The sequence below is a fragment of the Streptosporangium sp. NPDC006013 genome, assembly GCF_040614275.1.
In the GTDB taxonomy this organism is placed as follows: Bacteria; Actinomycetota; Actinomycetes; order Streptosporangiales; family Streptosporangiaceae; genus Streptosporangium.
Genome location: NZ_JBEXUE010000140.1, coordinates 1 through 21,370, shown reverse-complemented (window position 1 = coordinate 21,370; position 21,370 = coordinate 1). Strand labels below are relative to the sequence as shown.

18 protein-coding genes are annotated in these 21,370 nt (G+C 70.5%); 14 read left to right on the top strand and 4 right to left on the bottom strand.

The window, feature by feature from the left end; translation table 11 throughout:
* The 8 genes from ABZ260_RS22055 to ABZ260_RS22020 all read left to right on the top strand — a co-directional run.
* Positions 1 to 509, top strand: a 509-nt coding sequence (locus tag ABZ260_RS22055; protein WP_355620582.1) for an alpha/beta hydrolase, incomplete at its 5' end; no start/stop codon positions are given.
* A 230-nt stretch (positions 510 to 739) separates the two neighbouring features.
* The gene (locus ABZ260_RS22050) at positions 740 to 1,414 is read left to right on the top strand and encodes a hypothetical protein (RefSeq protein WP_355620579.1); all 675 of its coding nucleotides are present in this window, start codon (positions 740 to 742) and stop codon (positions 1,412 to 1,414) included.
* Positions 1,415 to 1,417: 3 nt separating this feature from the next.
* Positions 1,418 to 2,620 carry a copper amine oxidase gene (locus tag ABZ260_RS22045; protein WP_355620576.1) on the top strand — a complete coding sequence of 401 codons (1,203 nt, stop codon included), beginning with the start codon at positions 1,418 to 1,420 and terminating at the stop codon, positions 2,618 to 2,620.
* Positions 2,621 to 2,837: 217 nt separating this feature from the next.
* Positions 2,838 to 5,144, top strand: a complete 2,307-nt coding sequence (gene glgB, locus ABZ260_RS22040; protein WP_355620573.1) for a 1,4-alpha-glucan branching protein GlgB — start codon at positions 2,838 to 2,840, stop codon at positions 5,142 to 5,144.
* Between the two features lie 317 nt (positions 5,145 to 5,461).
* A complete protein-coding gene (locus ABZ260_RS22035; protein ID WP_355620570.1) occupies positions 5,462 to 7,057 on the top strand; it encodes a glycosyl hydrolase family 18 protein in 1,596 nt (531 codons plus the stop codon).
* Positions 7,058 to 7,205: 148 nt separating this feature from the next.
* The gene (locus ABZ260_RS22030; protein ID WP_355620567.1) at positions 7,206 to 9,248 is read left to right on the top strand and encodes a S8 family serine peptidase; all 2,043 of its coding nucleotides are present in this window, start codon (positions 7,206 to 7,208) and stop codon (positions 9,246 to 9,248) included.
* A 56-nt stretch (positions 9,249 to 9,304) separates the two neighbouring features.
* A complete protein-coding gene (locus ABZ260_RS22025) occupies positions 9,305 to 10,024 on the top strand; it encodes an aldo/keto reductase (protein WP_355620564.1) in 720 nt (239 codons plus the stop codon).
* 250 nt (positions 10,025 to 10,274) lie between these two features.
* On the top strand, positions 10,275 to 10,745 hold the full coding sequence (locus ABZ260_RS22020) for a hypothetical protein (RefSeq protein ID WP_355620562.1): 471 nt from the start codon (positions 10,275 to 10,277) through the stop codon (positions 10,743 to 10,745).
* Positions 10,746 to 10,820: 75 nt separating this feature from the next.
* Here the strand turns inward: ABZ260_RS22020 and ABZ260_RS22015 are convergent, their stop codons facing one another.
* The 4 genes from ABZ260_RS22015 to ABZ260_RS22000 form a co-directional block, all read right to left on the bottom strand.
* The gene (locus tag ABZ260_RS22015) at positions 10,821 to 11,495 is read right to left on the bottom strand and encodes a FadR/GntR family transcriptional regulator (RefSeq protein WP_350914414.1); all 675 of its coding nucleotides are present in this window, start codon (positions 11,493 to 11,495) and stop codon (positions 10,821 to 10,823) included.
* A 37-nt stretch (positions 11,496 to 11,532) separates the two neighbouring features.
* Positions 11,533 to 12,552, bottom strand: coding sequence for an MBL fold metallo-hydrolase (locus ABZ260_RS22010; RefSeq protein WP_355620559.1), 1,020 nt, complete (start codon positions 12,550 to 12,552; stop codon positions 11,533 to 11,535).
* A 25-nt stretch (positions 12,553 to 12,577) separates the two neighbouring features.
* Entirely contained in the window at positions 12,578 to 13,735 is a 1,158-nt protein-coding gene (locus ABZ260_RS22005) for a steroid 3-ketoacyl-CoA thiolase (protein ID WP_350914418.1), read from the bottom strand.
* Positions 13,736 to 13,807: 72 nt separating this feature from the next.
* Positions 13,808 to 14,416 (bottom strand): TetR family transcriptional regulator, encoded by a 609-nt coding sequence (locus tag ABZ260_RS22000; RefSeq protein WP_030913896.1) that lies wholly within the window; start codon positions 14,414 to 14,416, stop codon positions 13,808 to 13,810.
* A 296-nt stretch (positions 14,417 to 14,712) separates the two neighbouring features.
* Between ABZ260_RS22000 and ABZ260_RS21995 the strand changes: the two genes are divergently transcribed.
* The 6 genes from ABZ260_RS21995 to ABZ260_RS21970 are packed head-to-tail and all read left to right on the top strand — an operon-like array spanning position 14,713 to position 21,245.
* Complete coding sequence (locus ABZ260_RS21995; protein ID WP_355620556.1) at positions 14,713 to 16,344, top strand: AMP-binding protein; 1,632 nt, start codon at positions 14,713 to 14,715, stop codon at positions 16,342 to 16,344.
* Entirely contained in the window at positions 16,328 to 17,422 is a 1,095-nt protein-coding gene (locus ABZ260_RS21990) for an acyl-CoA dehydrogenase family protein (RefSeq protein WP_355620553.1), read from the top strand. The genes ABZ260_RS21995 and ABZ260_RS21990 overlap by 17 nt, the downstream gene beginning before the upstream one ends.
* The gene (locus ABZ260_RS21985) at positions 17,422 to 18,576 is read left to right on the top strand and encodes an acyl-CoA dehydrogenase family protein (RefSeq protein WP_355620550.1); all 1,155 of its coding nucleotides are present in this window, start codon (positions 17,422 to 17,424) and stop codon (positions 18,574 to 18,576) included. Before ABZ260_RS21990 ends, ABZ260_RS21985 begins: the two co-directional genes overlap by 1 nt.
* Complete coding sequence (locus ABZ260_RS21980; protein WP_355620547.1) at positions 18,573 to 19,652, top strand: bifunctional MaoC family dehydratase N-terminal/OB-fold nucleic acid binding domain-containing protein; 1,080 nt, start codon at positions 18,573 to 18,575, stop codon at positions 19,650 to 19,652. Before ABZ260_RS21985 ends, ABZ260_RS21980 begins: the two co-directional genes overlap by 4 nt.
* Entirely contained in the window at positions 19,652 to 20,056 is a 405-nt protein-coding gene (locus ABZ260_RS21975; protein ID WP_350914428.1) for a MaoC/PaaZ C-terminal domain-containing protein, read from the top strand. The genes ABZ260_RS21980 and ABZ260_RS21975 overlap by 1 nt, the downstream gene beginning before the upstream one ends.
* Positions 20,057 to 20,072: 16 nt before the next feature.
* Positions 20,073 to 21,245 (top strand): lipid-transfer protein, encoded by a 1,173-nt coding sequence (locus ABZ260_RS21970; protein ID WP_355620544.1) that lies wholly within the window; start codon positions 20,073 to 20,075, stop codon positions 21,243 to 21,245.
* The last annotated feature ends 125 nt before the right edge of the window (positions 21,246 to 21,370 follow it).

Here is a 21,370-nt window from a genome sequence, read left to right as displayed (position 1 = left end):
GGAGCCCGCGCCGTACGCGAGCCGCTGACCATGGAGGTTTCCCATGCCGAGAATTCCCCCGCATCCCCGAGCCGGCGCCGGAGTTCGTGGCCTTCTACCGCGCGCTGATGGCCGCCCCGCCGCCGCAGGACCGGCGCGCGCTGATCGACGGCATGATCGCCGAGCAGCGCGTGCTGCACGGCACCGGGCTGTCTTTCGACGAGGACGCGGCGCGCCGGCTGCAGGAGCGGATCCATGAGCGGGCCCGCGACCTGTCAGCGGTGGCCAATCACCGGCTGGCTGCGGCGGGCAACCCCGATTTCGAGCCGGTGGGCGTGCTACACCGGGTGAAGGCACCCACCCTGGTCATCGAGGGCAGCCACGAGCCGGTCAAACCGGGTCACGGCGCGATCATCGCCGAACAGATCCCGGGGGCGCGGCTGACGATCGTGGCGGGCATGGGGCACACACTGCCGCCCGAGGCGCACGAGGAACTGGCCGCCGCCATCCTCGCGCACACAGCGGAGTGACGCGCGTTCCTGATCGACGACGAGCTGTTCGACGCAGAGCAAGGGCATCGACGACACCGGGCCGACCCCGGATGCGGCACGGACGGCAGCTGGGCCCCCAAGAAGGCCATCAAGTTCCACAAACCTCAGTAACACCCACCAAAAACGCAATACGCCTTTAGACCCGCCACCTCCCTCCCCGATCGCTACCCTTCGCAATGAAAAGTCAACGGTGAGTAAAGAGGGCACTCATGGGGCGAAGGTTGATCGTGACGGCGATCGCGGGGGCGGGGGTGGCCGTCGTCGCCGGTGCGCTGCTGTTCGTCTCCGGCGAGCAGGGGTCGCAGGCGGCGAGGTCCGCCCCGCAGATGCCCGCGCGGGAGGATCCACTGACCGGTCAGGAGGTCGCCCAGGCCACCACGATCGCGTCGGCGGGCTCCAGATCGCACCTGGCCGCGGGGCGGATCAAGCTGCTCTACGTGGAGCGCGACGACGACAAGGACACCTCGGACCGCCGCCGTGCGGACGCGTATCTCTACGACTACGGCAGTGACCGGCTCATCGTGCGGACCGTCGACCTCGGCCGGGGCACCGTCGTGCGGGAGACGGTGGCTCGGGGGGTGCAGCCGCCGCCGTCGAAGGAGGAGGAGACGACGGCCGCCGGGCTCCTGCTGGCCCACCCGGGATACGGCAAGGTCACGCGCGAGGCGTACGCCAGGGCGGGGGGCGGGCGGCTGGGATCGGCGGCGGACCTGGGGCTGCGCGGGCTGATCTTCACCCCGTCCGGCGAGAAGGGACCGGCCAGGCGGTGCGAGGTCCACCGGTGCCTGCGGCTGTTCGTCCGGCTGCCCGACGGCACCTGGCTGGACACCAGCCGGCTCGTCGTCGACCTGTCCGCCAAGAAGATCCACACCCTGGAGTGGTAATCAGTGTTCCTCCGCCTCGCCCTCTCCTGCGCCCTGCTCGCCGGAACTCTCACCGCCCCACAGGCCGCACCGATACCGCCGCTCCCCTCGCCCGGCGCGTCGTCCGGCGCTCCGGCGGAGACGACCGCCGCGCAGCCCGCGACGGCACCGTGTAACGCGCCGTACCGGATCGACAAGACCCTGCCCAACGGGGCGCGCTGGCAGCTCTGCTGGGAGATGCGCAACGTCGAGGGGCTGACCCTGACCAGGGTCGTCTACACGCCGAGGAACCAGCGGGCGATCGCCGTGCTGCGCAGCACCTCGCTGGCCCAGATCCACGTGCCCTACGACAGGGGCCGGCCGCGCTACCACGACATCGGGTCGCTGGGCTACACCGCCATCCCGCTCCGGGCGGCCGACTGCCCGCTCGGCGAGCGTCGCGAGCAGTTCGTCTGCGTGACCACCAGGGCCCGCGGCCACGCGTACCTGAAGTCGGTCCCCGACCAGCCGAACCTGACGGCCCAGGGGCGTGACCTGGTGGTGTTCGCCGCCTTCCAGGTCGGCTGGTACACCTACCTGGCCGAATGGGCCTTCTCCGACGACGGCGCGATCACCCCGCGGGTGGGGGCCACCGGGTCACTCGCCGGATTCACCACCACGCCGGAGCACGGCTGGCCCATCGGGGTGGGCGACGACAGGTTCGAGGCGAGCCACACGCACAACATCTTCTGGCGCCTGGACTTCGACGTGGCGGGCCGGGCCGACGACGTCGTGGAGCAGTACGACTTCAGCGGCTCGGGCACCGCGAACCGGCGGCTCGAGCGGACGACGTTCAGCACGGAGGCCAAGGCCGTCAGCAGGCCGATGCGCTGGTGGCGGGTGGTGGACCGCAAGGTGCGCAACGCCGACGGGCACCGCGTCTCCTGGGAGATCAACAACTCCGACAGCGCCCAGTACCGGGGCCCCGCCGACGAGGCCTTCACCCGGGCCGATCTCTACGTCACCGACTACCGCTCCTGCGAGCGCCTGGCGAGCGTCAACCCGACTCCCCAGTGCGCCAGGTCCGTCGACCGCTACACCAACGGCGAGCGACTGACCGACCCGGTCCTGTGGGTCAACGTCGGCTACCACCACGTCCCCCGCGACGAGGACGCCGACCCCATGCCGAGCCACTGGCAGGGGTTCCGCATCACCCCCCGCGACGTCACCGCCAAGAACCCGTACTGACGCCGCCGGGCACCCGGGCCGGGGGCCTCGCCCGGCACGGGTGCTCGGCACCGCCGGTGGAGGGCGTTCCGGTATGCCCCATATAACCGACAATCGTCACTTTTCTCTCACTCAGATCTGCACCTTTTCCCAGCACGCATGGTGATAGTGGACAAGGGCATGGGTTGAGAGACCCGGGTAGGGCAAGGTAGGGGCTATCGATCTACGGGAGTGAGTCATGAACGCGCACTTGGACCTGGACCGGCTCGCGGGCGGAGCGCACCATGACCCGCACTCGATCCTCGGGGCGCACCAGGGGCCCGAGGGCGTGACGATACGGACGCTGCGCCCGCTGGCGCAGAAGGTCCAGGCCCTCGTCGACGACAGGGCCCACGACATGAGGCACGTGGCCCACGGCGTTTTCGCGGTGACGATCCCCGGCCTCGACAAGATCCCCGACTACCGGCTCCGGATCGCCTACCCCGATGCCGAGCCCTACGAGACGGACGACCCCTACCGGCACTGGCCCACGCTGGGCGAGATGGATCTGCACCTCATCGGCGAGGGGCGCCACGAGCGGCTCTGGGAGACCCTCGGCGCGCGGGTCATCCGGCACGAGGACACCGAGGGCACGGCCTTCGCCGTGTGGGCGCCCAACGCCCATGGTGTCCGGGTCATCGGCGACTTCAACCACTGGGACGGCACCGCGTACCCCATGCGCTCGCTCGGCAGGTCGGGCGTGTGGGAGCTGTTCATCCCCGGTCTCGGCCCCGGCGACCGTTACAAGTTCGGCATCCTCGGCTCGGACGGGATCTGGCGGGCCAAGGCCGACCCGATGGCCCGGCGTACCGAGATGCCGCCCGCGACCGCGTCGGTGATCGAGAAGTCGGAGTACACCTGGCGGGACGAGGAGTGGATGCGGCGCCGCGCCGACAGCGTCGCGGTGCGGGAGCCGATGAGCGTCTACGAGGTACACCTCGGCTCCTGGCGCCCCGGCCTGTCGTACCGGGAGCTGGCCGTCGAGCTGGTCGACTACGTGGTGGACATGGGGTTCACGCACGTGGAGTTCATGCCGGTGGCCGAGCATCCGTTCGGCGGTTCCTGGGGCTACCAGGTGACGTCCTACTACGCGCCGACCGCCCGTTTCGGCTCCCCCGACGACTTCCGTCACCTGGTCGACAGCCTGCACGAGGCGGGCATCGGGGTGCTGGTCGACTGGGTGCCCGCACACTTCCCGATGGACGACTGGGCGCTGGCCAGGTTCGACGGCACCCCGCTGTACGAGCACGCCGACCCCGCACGGGGCGAGCACCCCGAGTGGGGCACCTACATCTTCGACTTCGGCCGCAGGGAGGTGCGCAACTTCCTGGTCGCCAACGCGGTGTACTGGCTGCGCGAGTTCCACGTCGACGGGCTGCGCGTCGACGCGGTGGCCTCGATGCTCTACCTCGACTACTCGCGGCGCGAGGGCGAGTGGACGCCGAACGAGTACGGCGGCAGGGAGAACCTCGACGCGGTCGAGTTCCTCAAGGAGATGAACGCGGTCGCCTACCGCGAGGCGCCGGGCATCGTCACCGTCGCCGAGGAGTCGACCGCGTGGCCGGGCGTCTCACGTCCCGTGCACCTGGGCGGGCTCGGCTTCGGCTTCAAGTGGAACATGGGCTGGATGCACGACACGCTCGCCTACCTCAGGCACGAGCCGATCTTCCGCCAGTACCACCACCACCAGATGACGTTCTCGCTGATGTACGCGTACTCGGAGAACTTCGTGCTGCCGCTGTCGCACGACGAGGTGGTGCACGGCAAGGGGTCACTGCTCGGCAAGATGCCCGGCGACGAGTGGCAGCGGTTCGCGAACCTGCGTGCGCTGTTCGCCTTCATGTGGGCCCACCCCGGCAAGCAGTTGCTGTTCATGGGCGGCGAGTTCGGCCAGGGCTCGGAGTGGTCGGAGGAGCGCGGGCTCGACTGGTGGGTGCTCGACTTCGACGGGCACCGGGGGGTGCAGCGGCTGGTCCGCGACCTCAACCGGGTCTACAAGGACTCTCCCGCCCTGTGGAACGTGGACGCCTCCCCCGAAGGGTTCCGCTGGATCGACGCCGACGACGCGCTGGGCAACGTGTTCTCCTTCCTCCGCTACGCCGAGGACGGCTCGGCGGTGGCCTGCGTGGCCAACTTCTCCGGCGCCCCGCACGAGAACTACCGCCTCGGCCTGCCCTTCCCCGGCTCGTGGGAGGAGGTGCTCAACACCGACGCCTACGACTACGGGGGCAGCGGCGTGGGCAACCTCGGCTCCGCCGAGGCCGTCGAGGAGCAGCGCCACGGCCTGCCGTACTCCACCACGCTGCGCGTCCCGCCGCTGGGCGCCCTCTGGCTGCGCCACCCCGGCGCGCCTGAGTCCACCGTCGAGTCCACCGTCGAGTCCACTGTGGAGCCCGCAGCGGACGAGCGCGCGGTGGAGATCGTACGGGAGCAACCGGGGAGGCGGGCCGCGACCGAGTCGCCCGCCGACGAGCCGGAGGAGCGCGAGGAGGCCGAACCGGCCTGATCGAGGCTCGGTGCCCCGGCGATCGGCTCCCTGACCTGTCTCTTGACCGGTGAGGCGACGGCGACGTTCGGGCGCCGCCCCTTCGGAACGGCCTCCCCGGGAACCGGACCGCAGAGGGTCGGTCACGCGACCGCGTGACCGGCCCTTTCCGCGTTTTCGCCCCCCTGCCTCCACCCGCTTCCCCCAAAACCTTAAATCGGCCTTATATCCATGACCGAGGCATTGACCGCCGGCGAAGGAGAACCTACGCTCAGGAAACTAATAGGAAACTTTCCTATGAGTACGGGGGCTTGGCACTCTCTGACCTGGAGCGACCCTTGCGACGAATTACCATCGGCTCCTTCATCGCAGCGGCGGCGCTGCTGGTTCCCCTGGGGATCGGCAACGCGACGGCCGCCACACCCGCAACCGCGACGTACTCGACCGCCTCCGACTGGGGCTCCGGCTTCGAGGGCAAGGTCATCGTCAAGGCCGGCACGAGCGCGCTGACCAGTTGGAAGGTCGAGTTCGACCTCCCCGCCGGCAAGTCGATCAGCTCGGCGTGGGACGCGGACATGACCAAGAGCGGGAACCACTACACCTTCGTCAACAAGTCGTGGAACGGCTCGCTGGCGGCGGGCGCCTCGGTGAGCTTCGGCTTCAACGGCGCGCCCGGCGGGGTGTCCGGCGTGCTGAACTGCACGCTGAACGGCGCCACCTGCGACGGCACCGGCGGTCCCGACCCGACGCCCACCCCGACTCCGACGGTGACCCCCACCCCCACCCCCACGCCGACCGTGACCCCGACCGTCGACCCCTCCGCCAAGAAGCTCATCGGCTACTTCACCCAGTGGGGCGTCTACGGCCGCAACTACCATGTGAAGAACCTGGTCACCAGCGGTTCCGCGAGCAAGCTGACGCACATCCTGTACGCCTTCGGCAACACCACCGGCGGCAGGTGCACCATCGGTGACTCCTACGCCGACTACGACAAGGCATACACCGCGGACCAGAGCGTCGACGGCGTGGCCGACACCTGGGACCAGCCGCTGCGTGGCAACTTCAACCAGCTCCGCAAGCTGAAGAAGGCGTACCCGAACATCAAGGTCATCTGGTCCTTCGGCGGCTGGACCTGGTCCGGCGGCTTCACCCAGGCCGCGGCCAACCCGACCGCGTTCGCCGACTCCTGCTACAACCTGGTCGAGGACCCGCGCTGGGCGGACGTGTTCGACGGCATCGACATCGACTGGGAGTACCCCAACTCCTGCGGTCTCACCTGTGACAACAGCGGCCCGAACGCGTTCAAGAACGTGATCTCCGCGCTGCGGGCCAAGTTCGGCACCGGCAACCTGGTCACGGCGGCCATCACCGCCGACGGCTCCACCGGCGGCAAGATGGACGTCGCCGACTACGCCGGCGCGGTCTCGAATCTCAACTGGCTCATGCCAATGACCTACGACTTCTTCGGCGCCTGGGACGCCCAGGGTCCGACGGCTCCGCACTCGCCCCTCACCGCCCTCCCCAACCCCACGAAGCCCGGCTTCTACTCCGACGCCGCCATCCAGAAGCTGAAGGGCAAGGGCGTGCCCGCCAACAAGCTCATGCTCGGCATCGGCTTCTACGGTCGCGGCTGGACCGGTGTGACCCAGGCGGCTCCCGGCGGCACCGCCACCGGTCCCGCCCCCGGCACCTACGAGCAGGGCAACGAGGACTACAAGGTCCTCAAGACCAAGTGCCCGGCCACCGGCACCGTCGCCGGCACCGCCTACGGCTTCTGCAACGGCCAGTGGTGGGGCTACGACACCCCCGCCACCATCACCGGCAAGATGACCTACGCCAAGAACCAGGGCCTGGGCGGTGCGTTCTTCTGGGAGACCAGCGGCGACACCGCGAACGGTGAGCTCATCACCGCCATGTCCAACGGTCTCAAGTAATATCCCAATCACTCGACCCTCCGTGTGCGTCACGCCGCGGGGGGTCGAGCAGTTTCTGAGAAGATCCTCAAAATCCGGGGCAAAGTATTCACTCGGCGCATATCGCTGCTTAGACTCCGAAACGCCCTTTGATCCCCCCGGAGGACATGTGCGAGTTCGAGCCCTGGTGGCCATGGCGTTGGTTCTCACCATCGCACCTGCGGTACCCGCCCTCGCCGAGAGCCCTCCGGCTCCCCCAAGCGCCTCCGCGAGTCCGTCCCCCGGCCCGGATGAGACCGCGCCCGCCGACGTACCGGCCCCGCCCGCCGACGGCGAGACCCCGCCCGGTGACGGCGAGTCTCAGCCTGGTGACGGCGAACCCCAGCCGAAGCTGGAGGCGGGGCTCGCCTCGGAGAGCGACGGGACCCGGGTGATCGTCGAACTGGCGGCCCCCGAGGAGGCGGCGCCGGTGGCCGGGGAGGCGGAGCGGCTACCCGATGCCCAGGTCGTCCTCGAACCCTCCGGCACCTCGTTCATCGTGGTCGAGGGCAGCGGCGAGTCGCTCGCCAAGCTGGCCGAGGACCCGCGCGTCCTGTCCATCCGCCGCGACCGCACCTACTCCCCCGCCTCACTGGGTTCGCTGGGCTCGCTGGCCTCCAGCCTGCAGGTGGTCGGCGCGGACAAGGCACACGCCGCCGGGATCAAGGGGGAGGGCCAGACGATCGCGATCATCGACACCGGGATCGACGCCGACCACCCCGACTTCGGGGGCAAGGTCGTGGAGCAGGCCTGCTTCTCCGCGACGGACGAGGGCGCGCAGTCCCTGTGCCCGAACGGGCAGACGAGCGACCCCGGATCCGCCGACGCCGAGACCCCCGCCTGCGTCCACGAGCAGGTCAACCTCTGCGACCACGGCACCCACGTGGCGGGCATCGCCCACGCCGTCGCCCCCGACGCGGACATCGTGGCGATCCAGGTCTTCAGCAGGTTCAATGACTGCGACGAGGCGGGCGGGGCCTGCCTGAGCGCGTTCGAGTCCACCATCCTGCTCGCCCTGGAGCACATCGCGAAGCTCAAGGAGGGCGGTAGGAACGTCGCCGCGGTGAACCTCAGCCTCGGCGGCGGCCTCTACGAGAGTGCGTGCGACACCGAGCCCGAGGTGGCGTCGTTGAAGAGCAGGATCGACGACCTTCGCGCCAAGGGCGTGGCCGTGGTGGCCGCCGCCGGGAACGAAGGCGTGTCCGGCGCCGGAGCTCCCGGCTGCCTCTCCGGCGCGGTGACCGTGGGTGCGACGGGTGACGACGACAACATCCCCTACTGGTCCAACTACGGCTCCGTGCTCGACCTCTTCGCCCCCGGCCTGGAGATCGACTCCGCGGTGCCGGGCGGCGGCCACCAGGTCTACAGCGGCACCTCGATGTCCACCCCGTTCGTCACCGGCGCCCTGGCGCTGATGGCCCAGAAGGCACCGGGCACCCCGGACGCGCTGGAGGCCGCGCTGAAGACCGCGGGCCGGCAGATCACCTACGACAGCGTGACCACCCCCCGCCTCGACCTGAACGCCGCGATCGCCGGGGGCGCCCCCCGCGACCCCATCACCCAGACCCCTCCCCCCGACTCCCCCGACTCCCCGGAGGACCCGTCCGAGGAGCCCGACCCGGAACCCAGCCCTGAGCAGAGCTCGGGTCCCTCCCCGTCGCCCACCCCGGCCGATCCGGTGCCGACGCCGATCCCGCTGCCGACGGTGACGGTCACCGTGACGGTGACCGTCCCCCCGACGACTCCCTCGACGGCGGCCCCCACGGTGTGCACGCGCGGCAAGTCCACGAAGACGCTGACCACCGCGCAGTGGGCGACGGAGATCAGCCGGGGCAAGGGGACGATCCCGGACGTGACGCTCGGCTGCTACCTCGGCCTGGTGAGCAAGGCCAGCAAGGTCTTCTCCGAGGTCACCCGCGCCTCCACCCTGGGCACCGCGTACAAGGTGCTCAAACCCGCGAAGAAGACGTCGAAGGCCAAGCTGGAGAGCGAGCTGCTGGCCGCCTGGCTGAACTGGGCGAACGGCGGGGTGAACTTCACCGCGAAGATCAAGGAGACGGCGACGCTGAAGACGGTCCTCACCTCGGTGGAGAAGCAGCGCCTGAAGGGCACCACTCCCGCCGCGTCCACCTCGCTGCTCAAGAAGCAGGTGAACGCCCGCCGAGCCGCCTAGTGCGTGTTCGGCCACCGATCCGTTCGACGGTCCTGCCGACCCCGCGTGATCTGGGGTTGAGGAACAGCCGCCGGCTGTTCCCGGCCGAAGAACCCTTCGGCCGGGACGAGCAGGGCTTCGACGTCCCCGCCGACCTGCGCCGGGTGTGGGACTTCTCCCGCGACGGGGTCAGGCGCTCGCTGGAGGAGAGCCTGGAACGGCTCGGCCTGGACGCGGTCGACCTCGTGCTGATCCACGACCCGGACGACCACTGGGAGCAGGCCGTCTCCGAGGCTTACCCGGCCCTGGCGGAGCTGCGCGACCAGGGGGTCGTCAAGGCGATCGGGGTCGGCATGAACCAGGCGGAGATGCTCGCTCGGTTCGTCCGCGAGACCGGTGTCGACATGGTCATGCTCGCCGGGCGCTACACCCTCCTCGACCAGTCGGGAGCCGACGAGCTGCTGCCGCTCTGTGCCGGGCGCGGCGTCTCGGTGTTCGCCGCCGGGGTGTTCAACAGCGGCCTGCTGGCCACCCACGACCCGTCGGGCACCTACGACTACGCACCGGCCCCCGGCCCGCTCCTGGAGCGCGCCCGCCGGATCGCCGCCGTCTGCGACCGCCACGCCGTCACCCTGCCCCAGGCGGCCCTGGCCTTCCCGCTGCGTCACCCGGCCGTCGCCACCGTCGTCATCGGCGCCCGCTCCGCCACCGAGGTAACCCGCAACGCCGCCCTGACCGCCCGCCCCATCCCCGAGAACCTCTGGACCGACCTGGCAGCCGAAGGCCTGATTTCTTGAAAGTCGCGACGATGCGCGGGTGGGGTAACGCGGCGCGAACTGGATGACGGCTGACTTTCCGGCCTGCCCCTTTGAGCGGAGGGTCGCATCCGTGGCCGAGTACCCGACCACGACCTTCGAAGGCGTCATCTACGCCGCAACCTGCGTGCTACTCCCGCACCGCTGGTGTAACACTGAGCCTTTATGACTGCTATTCCTAAATTGAATTTTCGCTATAGCCGAATAATGCTGTATATGTCACCATTCGTAGGTGATCCACGCGAAGCTGAAGGCATTCTCGGCGGGTGAGAGATCCACCAGGCGGGTGGTCTGCGCGGTCCTGGTCGGGATCATCCTCCCTGTCGGCCTCCTGACATGGTCGGGCCTGATGGCCAACCTCTTCAGCGACTCCTCACGATGCGGGCATTACACCGGATGTCTCGGCTTCCTTGTCGAAGCGTGGGTGATAGGGCGTTGGGTCGCGATCGTTCTCGCCTGGCCACTGTTGTACCTCCTGCGAGTACGGCCGGCCTGGCCCGTCGCCATCCTGGCGGCCTGCTTCCTGGTGGTGATCTGGCAGGTCGCCGACGCCCTGTGGGCTGTGGGGGGGTTCACTGTCTCCCTCGCCCTCATCATGTTCAGCGGCGTGATCGCGTACCCGCTCGCCGCGCTGGTCACCGCGCGACGCAGCACGGCGACCGTGGACGGAGGGGACGGGGAGCGCGGTGTCGCGGGTTCCTGAGCACCGCCTGGTGCGGCCCCGCGCCAAACGCCCGAGGCCGCACTGCCAGCGATGATCAATCTCGGTAGGCCCGGGTCAGGCGAGGGCGTTGCGGAGCCAGTCCTCGACGCCGGCGATGTGGACGGTCGCCCAGGCGCGGGCGACCTCCGGCTGGTGGGCGGCGATGGCGTCGCAGATCGCGGTGTGCTGCTCGCGGGTCTTCTCCAGGGCGTTCTCCTGGGTGAGGCCCCGCCAGATCCTGGCCCTGGTGGTGGGACCGGAGAGGCTCTCGATGAGGGAGCAGAGCACGGCGTTGCCCGAGCCCGCCGCGATGCGCTGGTGGAACTCCAGATCGTTGGCGACGAGCTGCTCGACGCTCGGGTCGGGAGGCAGCGCGTCGAGGATCTTACGGAGTTCGGCCACCTCCGACTCGGACATGTACGTCGCCGCCATGGCGGTCGCCGCGGGTTCCAGGATCCGGCGAACCTGGAAGAACTGCAGCACCGTGTCGTCCTGATGGAAGTCGACCACGAACGACATGGCGTCGAGCAGGAGCCTCGGCTCCAGGCTGGTCACGTACGTGCCGTCGCCCTGGCGCACGTCCAGCACGTTGATCAGGGCCAGCGCCCTGACCGCCTCGCGCAGGGAGTTGCGCGAGAGGCCGAGCCGGTCGGCCAGGTCGGCCTCCTTGGGCAGCCTGCTGCCCGGGGCGAGCTCGCCGGACAGGATCATCTGCTTGATCCTGTCGATAGCGGCGTCGGTGACCGCCACTCCGCACCGTCCTCAGGTTTCGCCAGACATCCGATGTCTATGAGTGTATGGCGAACCGGACCGGATCCACCCCCGTCACCCGGCGGATGATCCCGCGAGCCTCCAGGGTGCGCAGGTGCGCCGCCGCCTCCCCGGCCGCCATCCCACGCAGCATGGGTGGGAAGTCCTCCCAGGGCCGGTTCCAGGTCATCCGTCCGGCGATCTCCCAGATGGTCAGCGGCTCCGCCGCCTCGGCGAGCAGTGCGGCCAGCCGTCGGAGCTTCTCCTCGTGGTGGATGCCGATCTCCGCCGCCCGAGCCGCCGTATCCGGAAATATCCATTCATGGGCGGGCAAGGCTTCGAGTTCGCCCAGGCCCTTCACCTTCTCCAGCGACTCCAGGAAGTCGCTGAGCGGGTCGACGTCCGCCCGGTCGTACGGGTAGATGCCGATGTGCGGGGTGATCGCCGGCAGCACGTGGTCGCCGGTGAAGAGCCGGTCGGCGTCCTCCAGGTGCAGGCAGACATGGCCCGGCGTGTGGCCGGGGGTCCAGATCGTACGGAGCCTGCGCCCCGGCAGGTCGATCAGGTCTCCGTCGGAGAGAACGCGGTCCGGCAGCGCGGGCGGCTTCGGCCGGTTCACGGTCACCTCCTCCACCTCGACGGTGCCCGCTCCCGCGCGGCGCAGCATGTCGGCCTGGAGGTCGCGGTGCGCGTCGCCCTCGACCTCCCGCATGAACCTGACCAGTTCGGCGTCGGCCTCGTGCATGGCGATCCACGCGCCGGACTCCTCCCTGATCTGCCCGGCCAGTCCGGCGTGGTCGGGGTGGAAGTGGGTGACGACCACCCCGCGCACGTCGCGTACGTCCATGCCGACCGCGCCCAGCCCGTCGCGCAGGGCCAGCCACGCCTCAGGGGCGTTCCAGCCCGCGTCGATGAGCACCGGCCCGGCGGGGGACTCGATCGCGTAGACCAGGGTGTAGCCGAGCGGATTGCCGGGGATCGGGACGGGCACGCTCCACACACCGCCACCGGTGTCGAACGGACGCTGCTCGCTGTACGGCCTGCGGCGGGATTTCAACGGTGCTGCTCCTTACCGGCGCCGGTCAAAGGCGCTCCAGGACGGTCGCGGTCGCGAGCGCCCCGCCCGCGCACATCGATACCAGCGCGGTCGAGGAGTCGGACCGCTCAAGCTCGTGCAGGGCGGTGGTGACCAGCCGGGAACCGGTCGCGCCGACCGGATGGCCGAGTGCGATGGCACCGCCGTTGACGTTGACCCGTTCCATGTCTGGCTTGTGCACCGATGACCAGGATAAGACCACCGCTGCGAAGGCCTCATTCACCTCGAACCTATCGATGTCCGCCGTGCTCATCCCGGTGGCGGACAGGACCTTGGCCGTCGCGTCCACCGGCCCGTCCAGGTGGTAGTACGGCTCGGCGCCGACGAGCGCCTGGGCGAGGATGCGGGCCCTGGGACGCAGGCCGTGCCGGGCGGCGGCCTCCTCGCTCATCAGCAGCACCGCCGCCGCGCCGTCGGAGATCTGCGAGGAGGTACCCGCGGTGTGCATGCCGCCCTCGCCCATCACGGGCTTGAGCCCGGACAGCCCTTCGAGCGTGGTCTCGCGCAACCCCTGGTCCCTGCTGACGACGCGGGTCTCCCCGGTGGGCTGCCCGTCCTCGCCGAGGATCGGCGCGGTCACCGGGATGATCTCCCGGTCGAAGCGGCCCTCGGCCCACGCCGCCGCGGCGAGCCGCTGGGACCTGGCGCCGAACCCGTCGAGCCGCTCGCGGGTCAGCCCGCGCCGTCGCGCGATCCGCTCGGCGGCGGTGAACTGGTCGGGCAGGTCGATGGACCAGTCGTCGGGCCGGGGCCGGGCGGGCAGCACGTTGGAGCCGAGCGGCGCCCGGCTCATCACCTCGACGCCGCAGGCCACGCCGACGTCGATGACACCGGCCGAGATGAGCGCCGCGACCAGGTGCACGGCCTGCTGGGAGGAGCCGCACTGCGCGTCGATCGTGGTCACGCCCGTCTGGTACGGCAGGCCGGCGTACAGCCAGGCATGCCGCCCGACATGACCGCCCTGCTCACCGGCCTGTGTGACGCACCCGGCGAAGACCTGTTCCACGGCGGCGGGGTCGATGCCCGCCCTGTCGATCAGACCACCCAGCGCCGCCGCGAGGACCGCCTGCGGCTTCAGCCCGGCGAGCCATCCGTTGCGTCTGCCGATCGGGGTTCTCACGGCTTCGACGATCACTGCACCCATACGATCTCCTTGCCCGCCGCCCCAGAACGTTGCTCTAGTCGCCTTCCAGTGCGACTGTAACGGGTTCTAGTTTCAGGTGGAAGGAGAGGGTCGGAAATCGGCGAGCAGGCGTTCGGCGGCGATCTCGATGCGCCGCTGGATCTGCTCGTAGGTGCGGCGTCCCCTGAGCATCTCCAGAAGCTCGTGCACCCAGATGCTGGACAGCGAGCCCGCGAGGGCGAACTGCTCCTCGGTGGCGGTGTCGACGGTGAGGTCGTCTCCGGCGACGCGGAGCAGCAGCCCGGTCATCCGGTCGCCGAACGGCGTCTCGACCTCGGCCATGATCAGCGAGCGGATGAGCGCGTCGGCGAGTTCGGGCTCGCGCATCAGGCCGCGGGTGGCGCGCATCAGGATGTCGACGGCCCGCCCCGAGGCCGCGGTGGCGCTGGGCGGGCGGCGCTCGATGCTGCTTTCGAGGAGGTCGATCTCCTCGCCCACGACGGCGACGACAAGATCCATCTTGGAGGGGAAGTACCGATAGAGCGTTCCCAGCGCGACCCCGGCACGCTCGGCGACGGTCCGCATCTGCATCGCCTCGACGCCGCCTCGCGAGGCGAGGGCGGCGGCGGCCTGGACGATGCGCTTGCGCCGCTGGTGCTGGCTCCTGGTGCGGACGCCCGTGGACGCCGGTTCGCTCTGCATGCCGGATGTCTTCTCGGTCGTGACCGGATCGAGGTCTCTCGGGACGGGCCTGTCGGCCGCGTGCGGGGTGACCGGCACGTCGGTGGACACATGCGGGGTACGCATGAGAACACGTTATCTGATTTCCGGATACTCCGGTGGGTTACTCGCCGGTCACAAAGACGCCCCACGCTTACACGGCATATGCGATGTCACGGTTATCCGGTGAGGTGTTGCGATCAACTGGCTCTGGACACGGAATAGAATCTGTTCTACTTTTCGGAGCAGCTGGCCTGGGCATCCTGGCGGGAGGCGCAATGTCCGAAGAGACGCTGGCGGGGCTGCTGGAGCGGCGCGCCGACGACGACCGGCCCGGCCTGCTCTTCGAGGAGCGGACCTGGAGCTGGCGCGAGTACGTCGCCGAGTGCCGGGCCCGCGCCGCCCTGCTGGACGCGCGTGGCCGGAACCTGCACGTCGGCGTGCTGTTCGACAACGTTCCCGAGGTGCTGTTCCTGCTGGGCGGGGCCGCGCTCTCCGGTCACGTGGTCGTCGCGCTGAACACCACCAGGAGCGCCGCCGAACTCGCCCGCGACGCGGACGCGACACATGTCGACCTGATCCTGCACGAGCCCGCCCACGCCACCCTCGCAGCCGACCTCGCCGCGCTCCGCGATCCGGAGTCGGCCCGCTCCCGGCCATCCGCCGATCCCGCCGCGCCGTCGCCCGCTCCTTTGGCGGGCCCGGTACGCGAGGACGCGCTGACGATGCTGATCTTCACGTCGGGGACCTCGGGACGGCCCAGGGCGGTGAAGATCACGCAGCGGAAGATCGCGGTTCCGGGGGCGAGCCTGGCGGCGATGCTGTCGCCGCAGGACGTCGTCTACTGCTCGATGCCGCTCTTCCACTCCGGGGCGATCATGGCCGCGTACGCCCCGGCGGTGGCGTCGGGGGCGGCGCTGGTGCTGCGGCGGAGGTTCTCGGCCTCGGGTCTGATGCCCGACGTCAGGCGCTACGGGGTCACCTACCTGCACTACGTGGGCAAGGCGCTCTCCTACGTGCTGGCCACCCCGGCGGAGCCCTCGGACGCGGAGAACACCCTCAAGATCGCGTTCGGCAACGAGGGCAGCGCCACCGCGGTCAGCCGGTTCGGGGAGCGTTTCGGCTGCTACGTCATCGACGCGTTCGGGTCCACCGAGACCGCGATCTCGATCACCCCCGCCCCGTCCGGGCCGCCGGGATGCCTGGGCAGGCTCCCCGAGGAGGTCGAGATCCGCGACCCCGCCACTGGGAAAAGGTGCCCGGTCGCGGTCTTCGAGGACGGGCGGCTGCTCAACGCGGGCGAGGCGATCGGGGAGCTGGTCAACACCCGCGGACTGGGCCTGTTCGACGGCTACTACAACGACCCCGACGCCGACCGCGAGCGCGTCAGGCGGGGCGCGTTCTGGTCGGGGGACCTGGCCTACGCCGACGCCGACGGTTACGTGTTCTTCGCCGGGCGGGGCACCGAGCGGCTCCGGGTGGACGGGGAGAACCTGGCGGTCGCGCCGATCGAGGCGGTCGTGCGCGAGTTCCCCGGCGTGGTCGAGGCGGCCGTCTACCCCGTACCGGACGCCGCGGCGGGCGACCAGGTGATGGCGGCCCTGGTGCTGCGGGACGGCTTCGATCCCGAGGCGTTCGCGGGCTTCCTGGCCGGCAGGAAGGACGTAGGCCCCAAGGCCATACCCCGATATATCCGGATCAGCGCGGAACTGCCGCAGACCGCGTCCAACAAGGTCATCAAGCGGATCCTCGCCGCCGAGGCATGGCACACCGGCGACCCCGTCTGGTGGCGCCCACCCGGGCAGGCGTCCTGGCGGCCACTCACCCCCGAGGACGCCATCCGCATCGACGACGAGTTCATCCAGCACGGCCGACGGCAACCCTGGAGCGCCAGTGGATTTCAATCTTGACGAGACCCAGACCGACCTGCGTGAACTCGCGGTCGACCTCCTCGGCAGGGAGGTGACCTCGGCCAGGCTCGAAGCCCACGAGAAGAGCGGCGCCCCCTACGACGCGGCCCTGTGGCGCTCCCTGGCCCAGGCGGGACTGCTCGGCGTCTGCCTGCCGGAGGAGGCCGGCGGGGCCGGGCTGGGGCCGGTGGAGATGGCGGTCATCCTGCGGGAGATCGGCGCCCACGTGGCGCCGGTCCCCGCCGAGCAGAGCCTGGTCGCCGCGCAGGTGATCGCCAGGTACGGCTCCCGCGAGCAGCGCGAGGCGCTGGCCCCGCTGGCGGACGGTGAGATCTCGCTGGCCGCCGCGCCGTCCGAGCCGGGCGGTTGCCTCGGCGAACCCGGCGTCCCGCCCGCCACGACCGCGCGCGAGGACGGCCCCGGGTGGGTGCTGCACGGCGCCAAGACCACGACGCCCTACGCGGCCCAGGCCGCGAAGATCCTCGTTCCGGCCACCACGGGGACGGGCGTCGGCCTGTTCCTGGTGGACCCCGCCGAGACGACACAGCACCGGGTGACGCTCTCCACCGGTGAGCCGGCCGCCGCGCTGAGCCTGGCGGGCACTCCCGGCGAGCTCGTCGGCGCCGCGGACGGTGTCGCGGCCGACGGCCTGCGCAGGCTGGTGCTGGCCGGGAACATCGCGGTCACCTCCGGAGTGCTGGCCGGAGCACTGGCGCTCACCACCGAGTACATCAGGACGCGCAGGCAGTTCGACCGGGCGCTGGCCGAGTTCCAGGCGGTCACCGTGCAGATCGCCGACGTCTACATCGCCGGTCGGGCACTGGACGTGGCCGTCTGGTCAGGGGCGTGGCGGCTGGCCGAGGGGGCCGACTCCGAGGCCGAGGCCGACCTGGCCGTCGGCGCGCTGACCGCCACCGACCAGGCGCTGCGGGCGCTCTACACCTGCCAGCACCTGCACGGCGGGATCGGCGTGGACGTGACCTACCCGCTGCACCGCTACTTCGCCTGGGGCAAGCACCACGCCCACCTGCTGGGCGGGGTGGAAGCCCGGCTCGACATGATCGGAGCGCTCGTCTGATGCTGATCGACCTGACTCCCGAGCAGCAGAGGCTCCGCGCCGAGCTGCGCGAGTACTTCCAGTCCTGCCTCACCGCCGCCGACCGCAAGAAGATCTCCACCGACCCGTTCGGCCACGCCTACATGGAGCACTGCCGCACCCTCGGCCGTGACGGCAAGCTCGGTCTCGGCTGGCCCAAGGAGTACGGCGGCGGCGGGTACGGCCCGCTGGAGCAGCAGATCTTCGCCAACGAGATCGCCCGCGCCGAGGTGCCGTACCCGATCATCACGGTGCAGACCGTCGGGCCGACCCTCATGCAGTACGGCACGGCGGCGCAGAAGGAGTTCTTCCTGCCGCGCATCCTGGCCGGAGAGTGCCACTTCGCGATCGGCTACAGCGAGCCGGGGGCCGGCACCGACCTGGCGTCGCTGCGCACCACCGCGGTCCGCGACGGCGACCACTACGTGGTCAACGGGCAGAAGATCTTCACCTCGGGCGCACACTACTCCCAGTACATCTGGCTCGCCGCCCGCACCAACCCGGACGCGAAGAAGCACCGGGGGATCACCATGATGATCGTCGACTGCGCCGACCCCGGCTTCTCCTGGACGCCCATCCTGACGATGGACGGGCGCCACCACACCAACTCCACCTACTACTCCGACGTCCGGGTGCCGGTGGACATGGTCGTGGGGGAGGAGAACAAGGGCTGGGACCTGATCGTCAACCAGCTCAACCACGAGCGGGTCACGCTCGGCCCGGCGGGCAACATCGCGCACACCTACGACCGGTTCCTGGCCTGGGCCCGCCGTACCGGCGCGATCGAGGAACCCGCGGTGCGCAGGGCGCTCGGCCAGGTCTACGCCTACTTCCGTACCAACGAGCTGCTGAACTGGCAGGTCGCGGCCAACATGGACCTCGGCTGGCTGGGCGCCCCCGACGCCTCGGCCACCAAGGTCTACGGCTCCGAGCGGCTGCAGGACGTCGGCCGGATCGTCGGCGAGGTGCTGGCCCGCTTCGGCGACCCGTCCGACCCCGGCACCGCCGACCTGATGGAGCGCGTCGACCGCGGCGCCAAGGGCGCCCTGGTGCTCACCTTCGGCGGCGGCGTCAACGAGGTACAGCGCGAGCTCATCGCCATGCTCGGCCTGAGCCTGCCGAGGCCGCCCCGATGACCGCGACGGCGGAGCCCACCGACCTGCACGAGCGGCTCACCGCCCTGGCCGAGCGGCAGATCGCCGCGGGCGAGGTGCTCGGGGTCGCGGCGGCGGACCCGGTGAACGCCCCGATGATCCGGCACTGGACCGACGCCCTGGGCGACGCCAACCCGATCTACACCGACCCCGAGGCGGCCGCGGCCGGGGTGCACGGGCAGATCGTGGCGCCACCGGCGATGATCCAGGTCTGGACCATGCCCGGCGTGAACAGGGACCGCAAGCAGGCGGGCACCCCGGTCGACGCCGTGCTCGCGATGCTGGACGGCAACGGCTACACCGGCGTGGTCGCCACCAACTGCGAACAGACCTACCACCGTTACCTGAGGCTCGGCGAGTCCCCGGTCCCGGCCACCCGGTTCACCGGCCTGGCCGGCCCGAAGCGGACCGCGCTCGGTGAGGGCTACTTCGTCACCTGGAACGTCACCTGGTACGTGGCCGGCGAGGCGGTGGCCGAGATGCTGTTCCGGGTACTGAAGTTCAGGCCCAGGGAGCGGGCGAAGGAACCCGCGGGAAACGGGCAGGCGGCCGGCGAGGGTACGCCCCCGGCTCGTACGGACACGCTTGCGACGGGCGGTAACGGGTCGGCGGCCCGCCGGGACGCGCCCGCGGCCGATGAGGACGCACCCGCTCGCGCGCCGTACCCGCTGAGACCCGCCGTCAACGCCGACACCGCGTTCTTCTGGGAGGGCGCCGCCGAGGGGGAGCTCCGGATCCAGAAGTGCGCCGACTGCGGCGAGCTCCGCCACCCGCCGGGACCGGTCTGCCCCTCGTGCCGCTCGGTCGCGCGCACGTACCTGACGGCGAGTGGTGAGGGCGAGGTCTACAGCTACGTCGTCCACCACAACCCCCCGGTGCCGGGCCTTGGGACGCCTTTCGTGGTCGCGGTGGTGGAACTGCCGGAAGGTGTGCGGATCGTGGGCAACGTGGTGGACTGCGTTCCTGCACGGGTGGGTATCGGTATGCCGGTGCGCCTGACGTATCGCCAGATGGACGACGAGCTGATCCTGCCCATGTGGGTCCCCCGGGAGGCGTGATGCGGACACTTACCGACGACGAGGTGCGGGTCGGAGCCGTCCTCCCCGAGCTCGCGATCGAGCTGACCCCCACCGTGGTCGTCTCGACCGCACTCGCGACCATGGACTTCACCCCCGTCCACCACGACGTCGAGGGCGCGAGGGCACAGGGGTCGAAGGACATCTTCCTCAACATCCTGACCACGATGGGCCTCGTCGAGCGCTACGTCACCGACTGGGCCGGACCCGAGGCGATCATCCGCGGCATCAACGTCAAGCTCGGCGTCCCCGCGTACGCGGGCGACAGACTGGCCTTCAGCGGCGCCGTCCTCGCCTGCGAGGACGGCGAGTTCACGGTCGAGGTCCGCGGCAGGGTCAGCCTCGGCGACCACGCCTCGGGCACCGTCAGGTTCGCCCTCCCGTAGAAAGGCCCTCACCAGCGTGGTCTCCTTTTCCGGGAGTACGGCCGTCGCCGGCATCGGCGCGACCGAGTTCTCCAAGCAGTCAGGCCGGTCCGAGCTCCAGCTCGCCGCCGAGGCCGTGTTCGCGGCGCTCAACGACGCGGGCCTGGCGCCCTCGGACGTGGACGGCCTCGTCACCTACACCCAGGACGCCAACCAGGAGATCTCCGTGGCCCGCGAGGTGGGCATCGGCGACCTGTCGTTCTTCTCCCGTGTCCACTACGGCGGCGGCGCGGCCTGCGGAACCGTGCTGCACGCGGCGATGGCCGTCGCCACCGGGGTCGCCGAGACCGTGGTCTGCTACCGGGCGTTCAACGAGCGCTCCGGACGCAGGTTCGGCCAGCCCAACCCCGGGATCGGCGGCGAGCCCACGTCCCACGGGCTGGACATGAGCTGGCACCTGCCGTACGGGCTGATGACCCCGGCCGCCTGGGTCGCCATGTTCGCCCGGCGCTACATGCACGCCTACGGCGCCACCTCCGAGGATTTCGGCAGGGTGGCGGTGGCCATGCGCAGGCACGCCGCCACCAACCCGGCCGCCTGGTTCCACGGGCGCCCGATCACGCTGGAGGAGCACCAGGCATCGAAGTGGATCGCGGAGCCGCTGCACCTGCTCGACTGCTGCCAGGAGAGCGACGGCGCGGTGGCGCTGGTGGTCACCTCCGCCGAGCGGGCCAGGGATCTGCGCAGGTCACCCGCGCTGATCACCGCCGCCGCCCAGGGCGCGGGCGCCGGTCAGATGACGATGACCAGCTACTACCGCGACGACATGACGGGCCTGCCGGAGATGGGGGTGGTCGGTGGCCGGCTGTGGAAGCAGTCCGGGCTCGGGCCCTCGGACATGCAGGCGGCCATCCTGTACGACCACTTCACCCCGTTCGTGCTCACCCAGCTGGAGGAGCTGGGCTTCTGCGGGCGCGGCGAGGCCCGCGACTACGTCGCCGACGGCGGCATCGAGATCGACGGCCGCCTGCCGGTCAACCCGCACGGCGGCCAGCTCGGCGAGGCGTACATCCATGGGATGAACGGCATCGCCGAGGCCGTCAGGCAGATCCGCGGCACCTCGGTCAACCAGCTCGCCTCGGTACGCAACGTGCTGGTCACCGCGGGCACGGGCGTGCCGACCAGCGGGCTGGTCCTGTCGGCGGAGTGAGCCGGCGCCACTCGCGGCCGGGCGGGCTCGGCCACCCGGCTGTCCGGCTGGGGCATCCGCGACCCCGCGCGGATCGCCGAACCGGTCTACCGCGGCATCATGGCCGAGATGCTGGAGCCGCTCGC

Excerpts from the sequence above, each read along its gene's own strand:
- glgB (WP_355620573.1), top strand. The coding sequence starts at position 2,838 with ATGAACGCGCACTTGGACCTGGACCGGCTCGCGGGCGGAGCGCACCAT.
- ABZ260_RS22000 (WP_030913896.1), bottom strand. The coding sequence starts at position 14,416 with ATGCAGAGCGAACCGGCGTCCACGGGCGTCCGCACCAGGAGCCAGCAC.
- ABZ260_RS22050 (WP_355620579.1), top strand. The coding sequence starts at position 740 with ATGGGGCGAAGGTTGATCGTGACGGCGATCGCGGGGGCGGGGGTGGCC.
- ABZ260_RS21980 (WP_355620547.1), top strand. The coding sequence starts at position 18,573 with ATGACCGCGACGGCGGAGCCCACCGACCTGCACGAGCGGCTCACCGCC.
- ABZ260_RS21975 (WP_350914428.1), top strand. The coding sequence starts at position 19,652 with ATGCGGACACTTACCGACGACGAGGTGCGGGTCGGAGCCGTCCTCCCC.
- ABZ260_RS21995 (WP_355620556.1), top strand. The coding sequence starts at position 14,713 with ATGTCCGAAGAGACGCTGGCGGGGCTGCTGGAGCGGCGCGCCGACGAC.
- ABZ260_RS22005 (WP_350914418.1), bottom strand. The coding sequence starts at position 13,735 with ATGGGTGCAGTGATCGTCGAAGCCGTGAGAACCCCGATCGGCAGACGC.
- ABZ260_RS21985 (WP_355620550.1), top strand. The coding sequence starts at position 17,422 with ATGCTGATCGACCTGACTCCCGAGCAGCAGAGGCTCCGCGCCGAGCTG.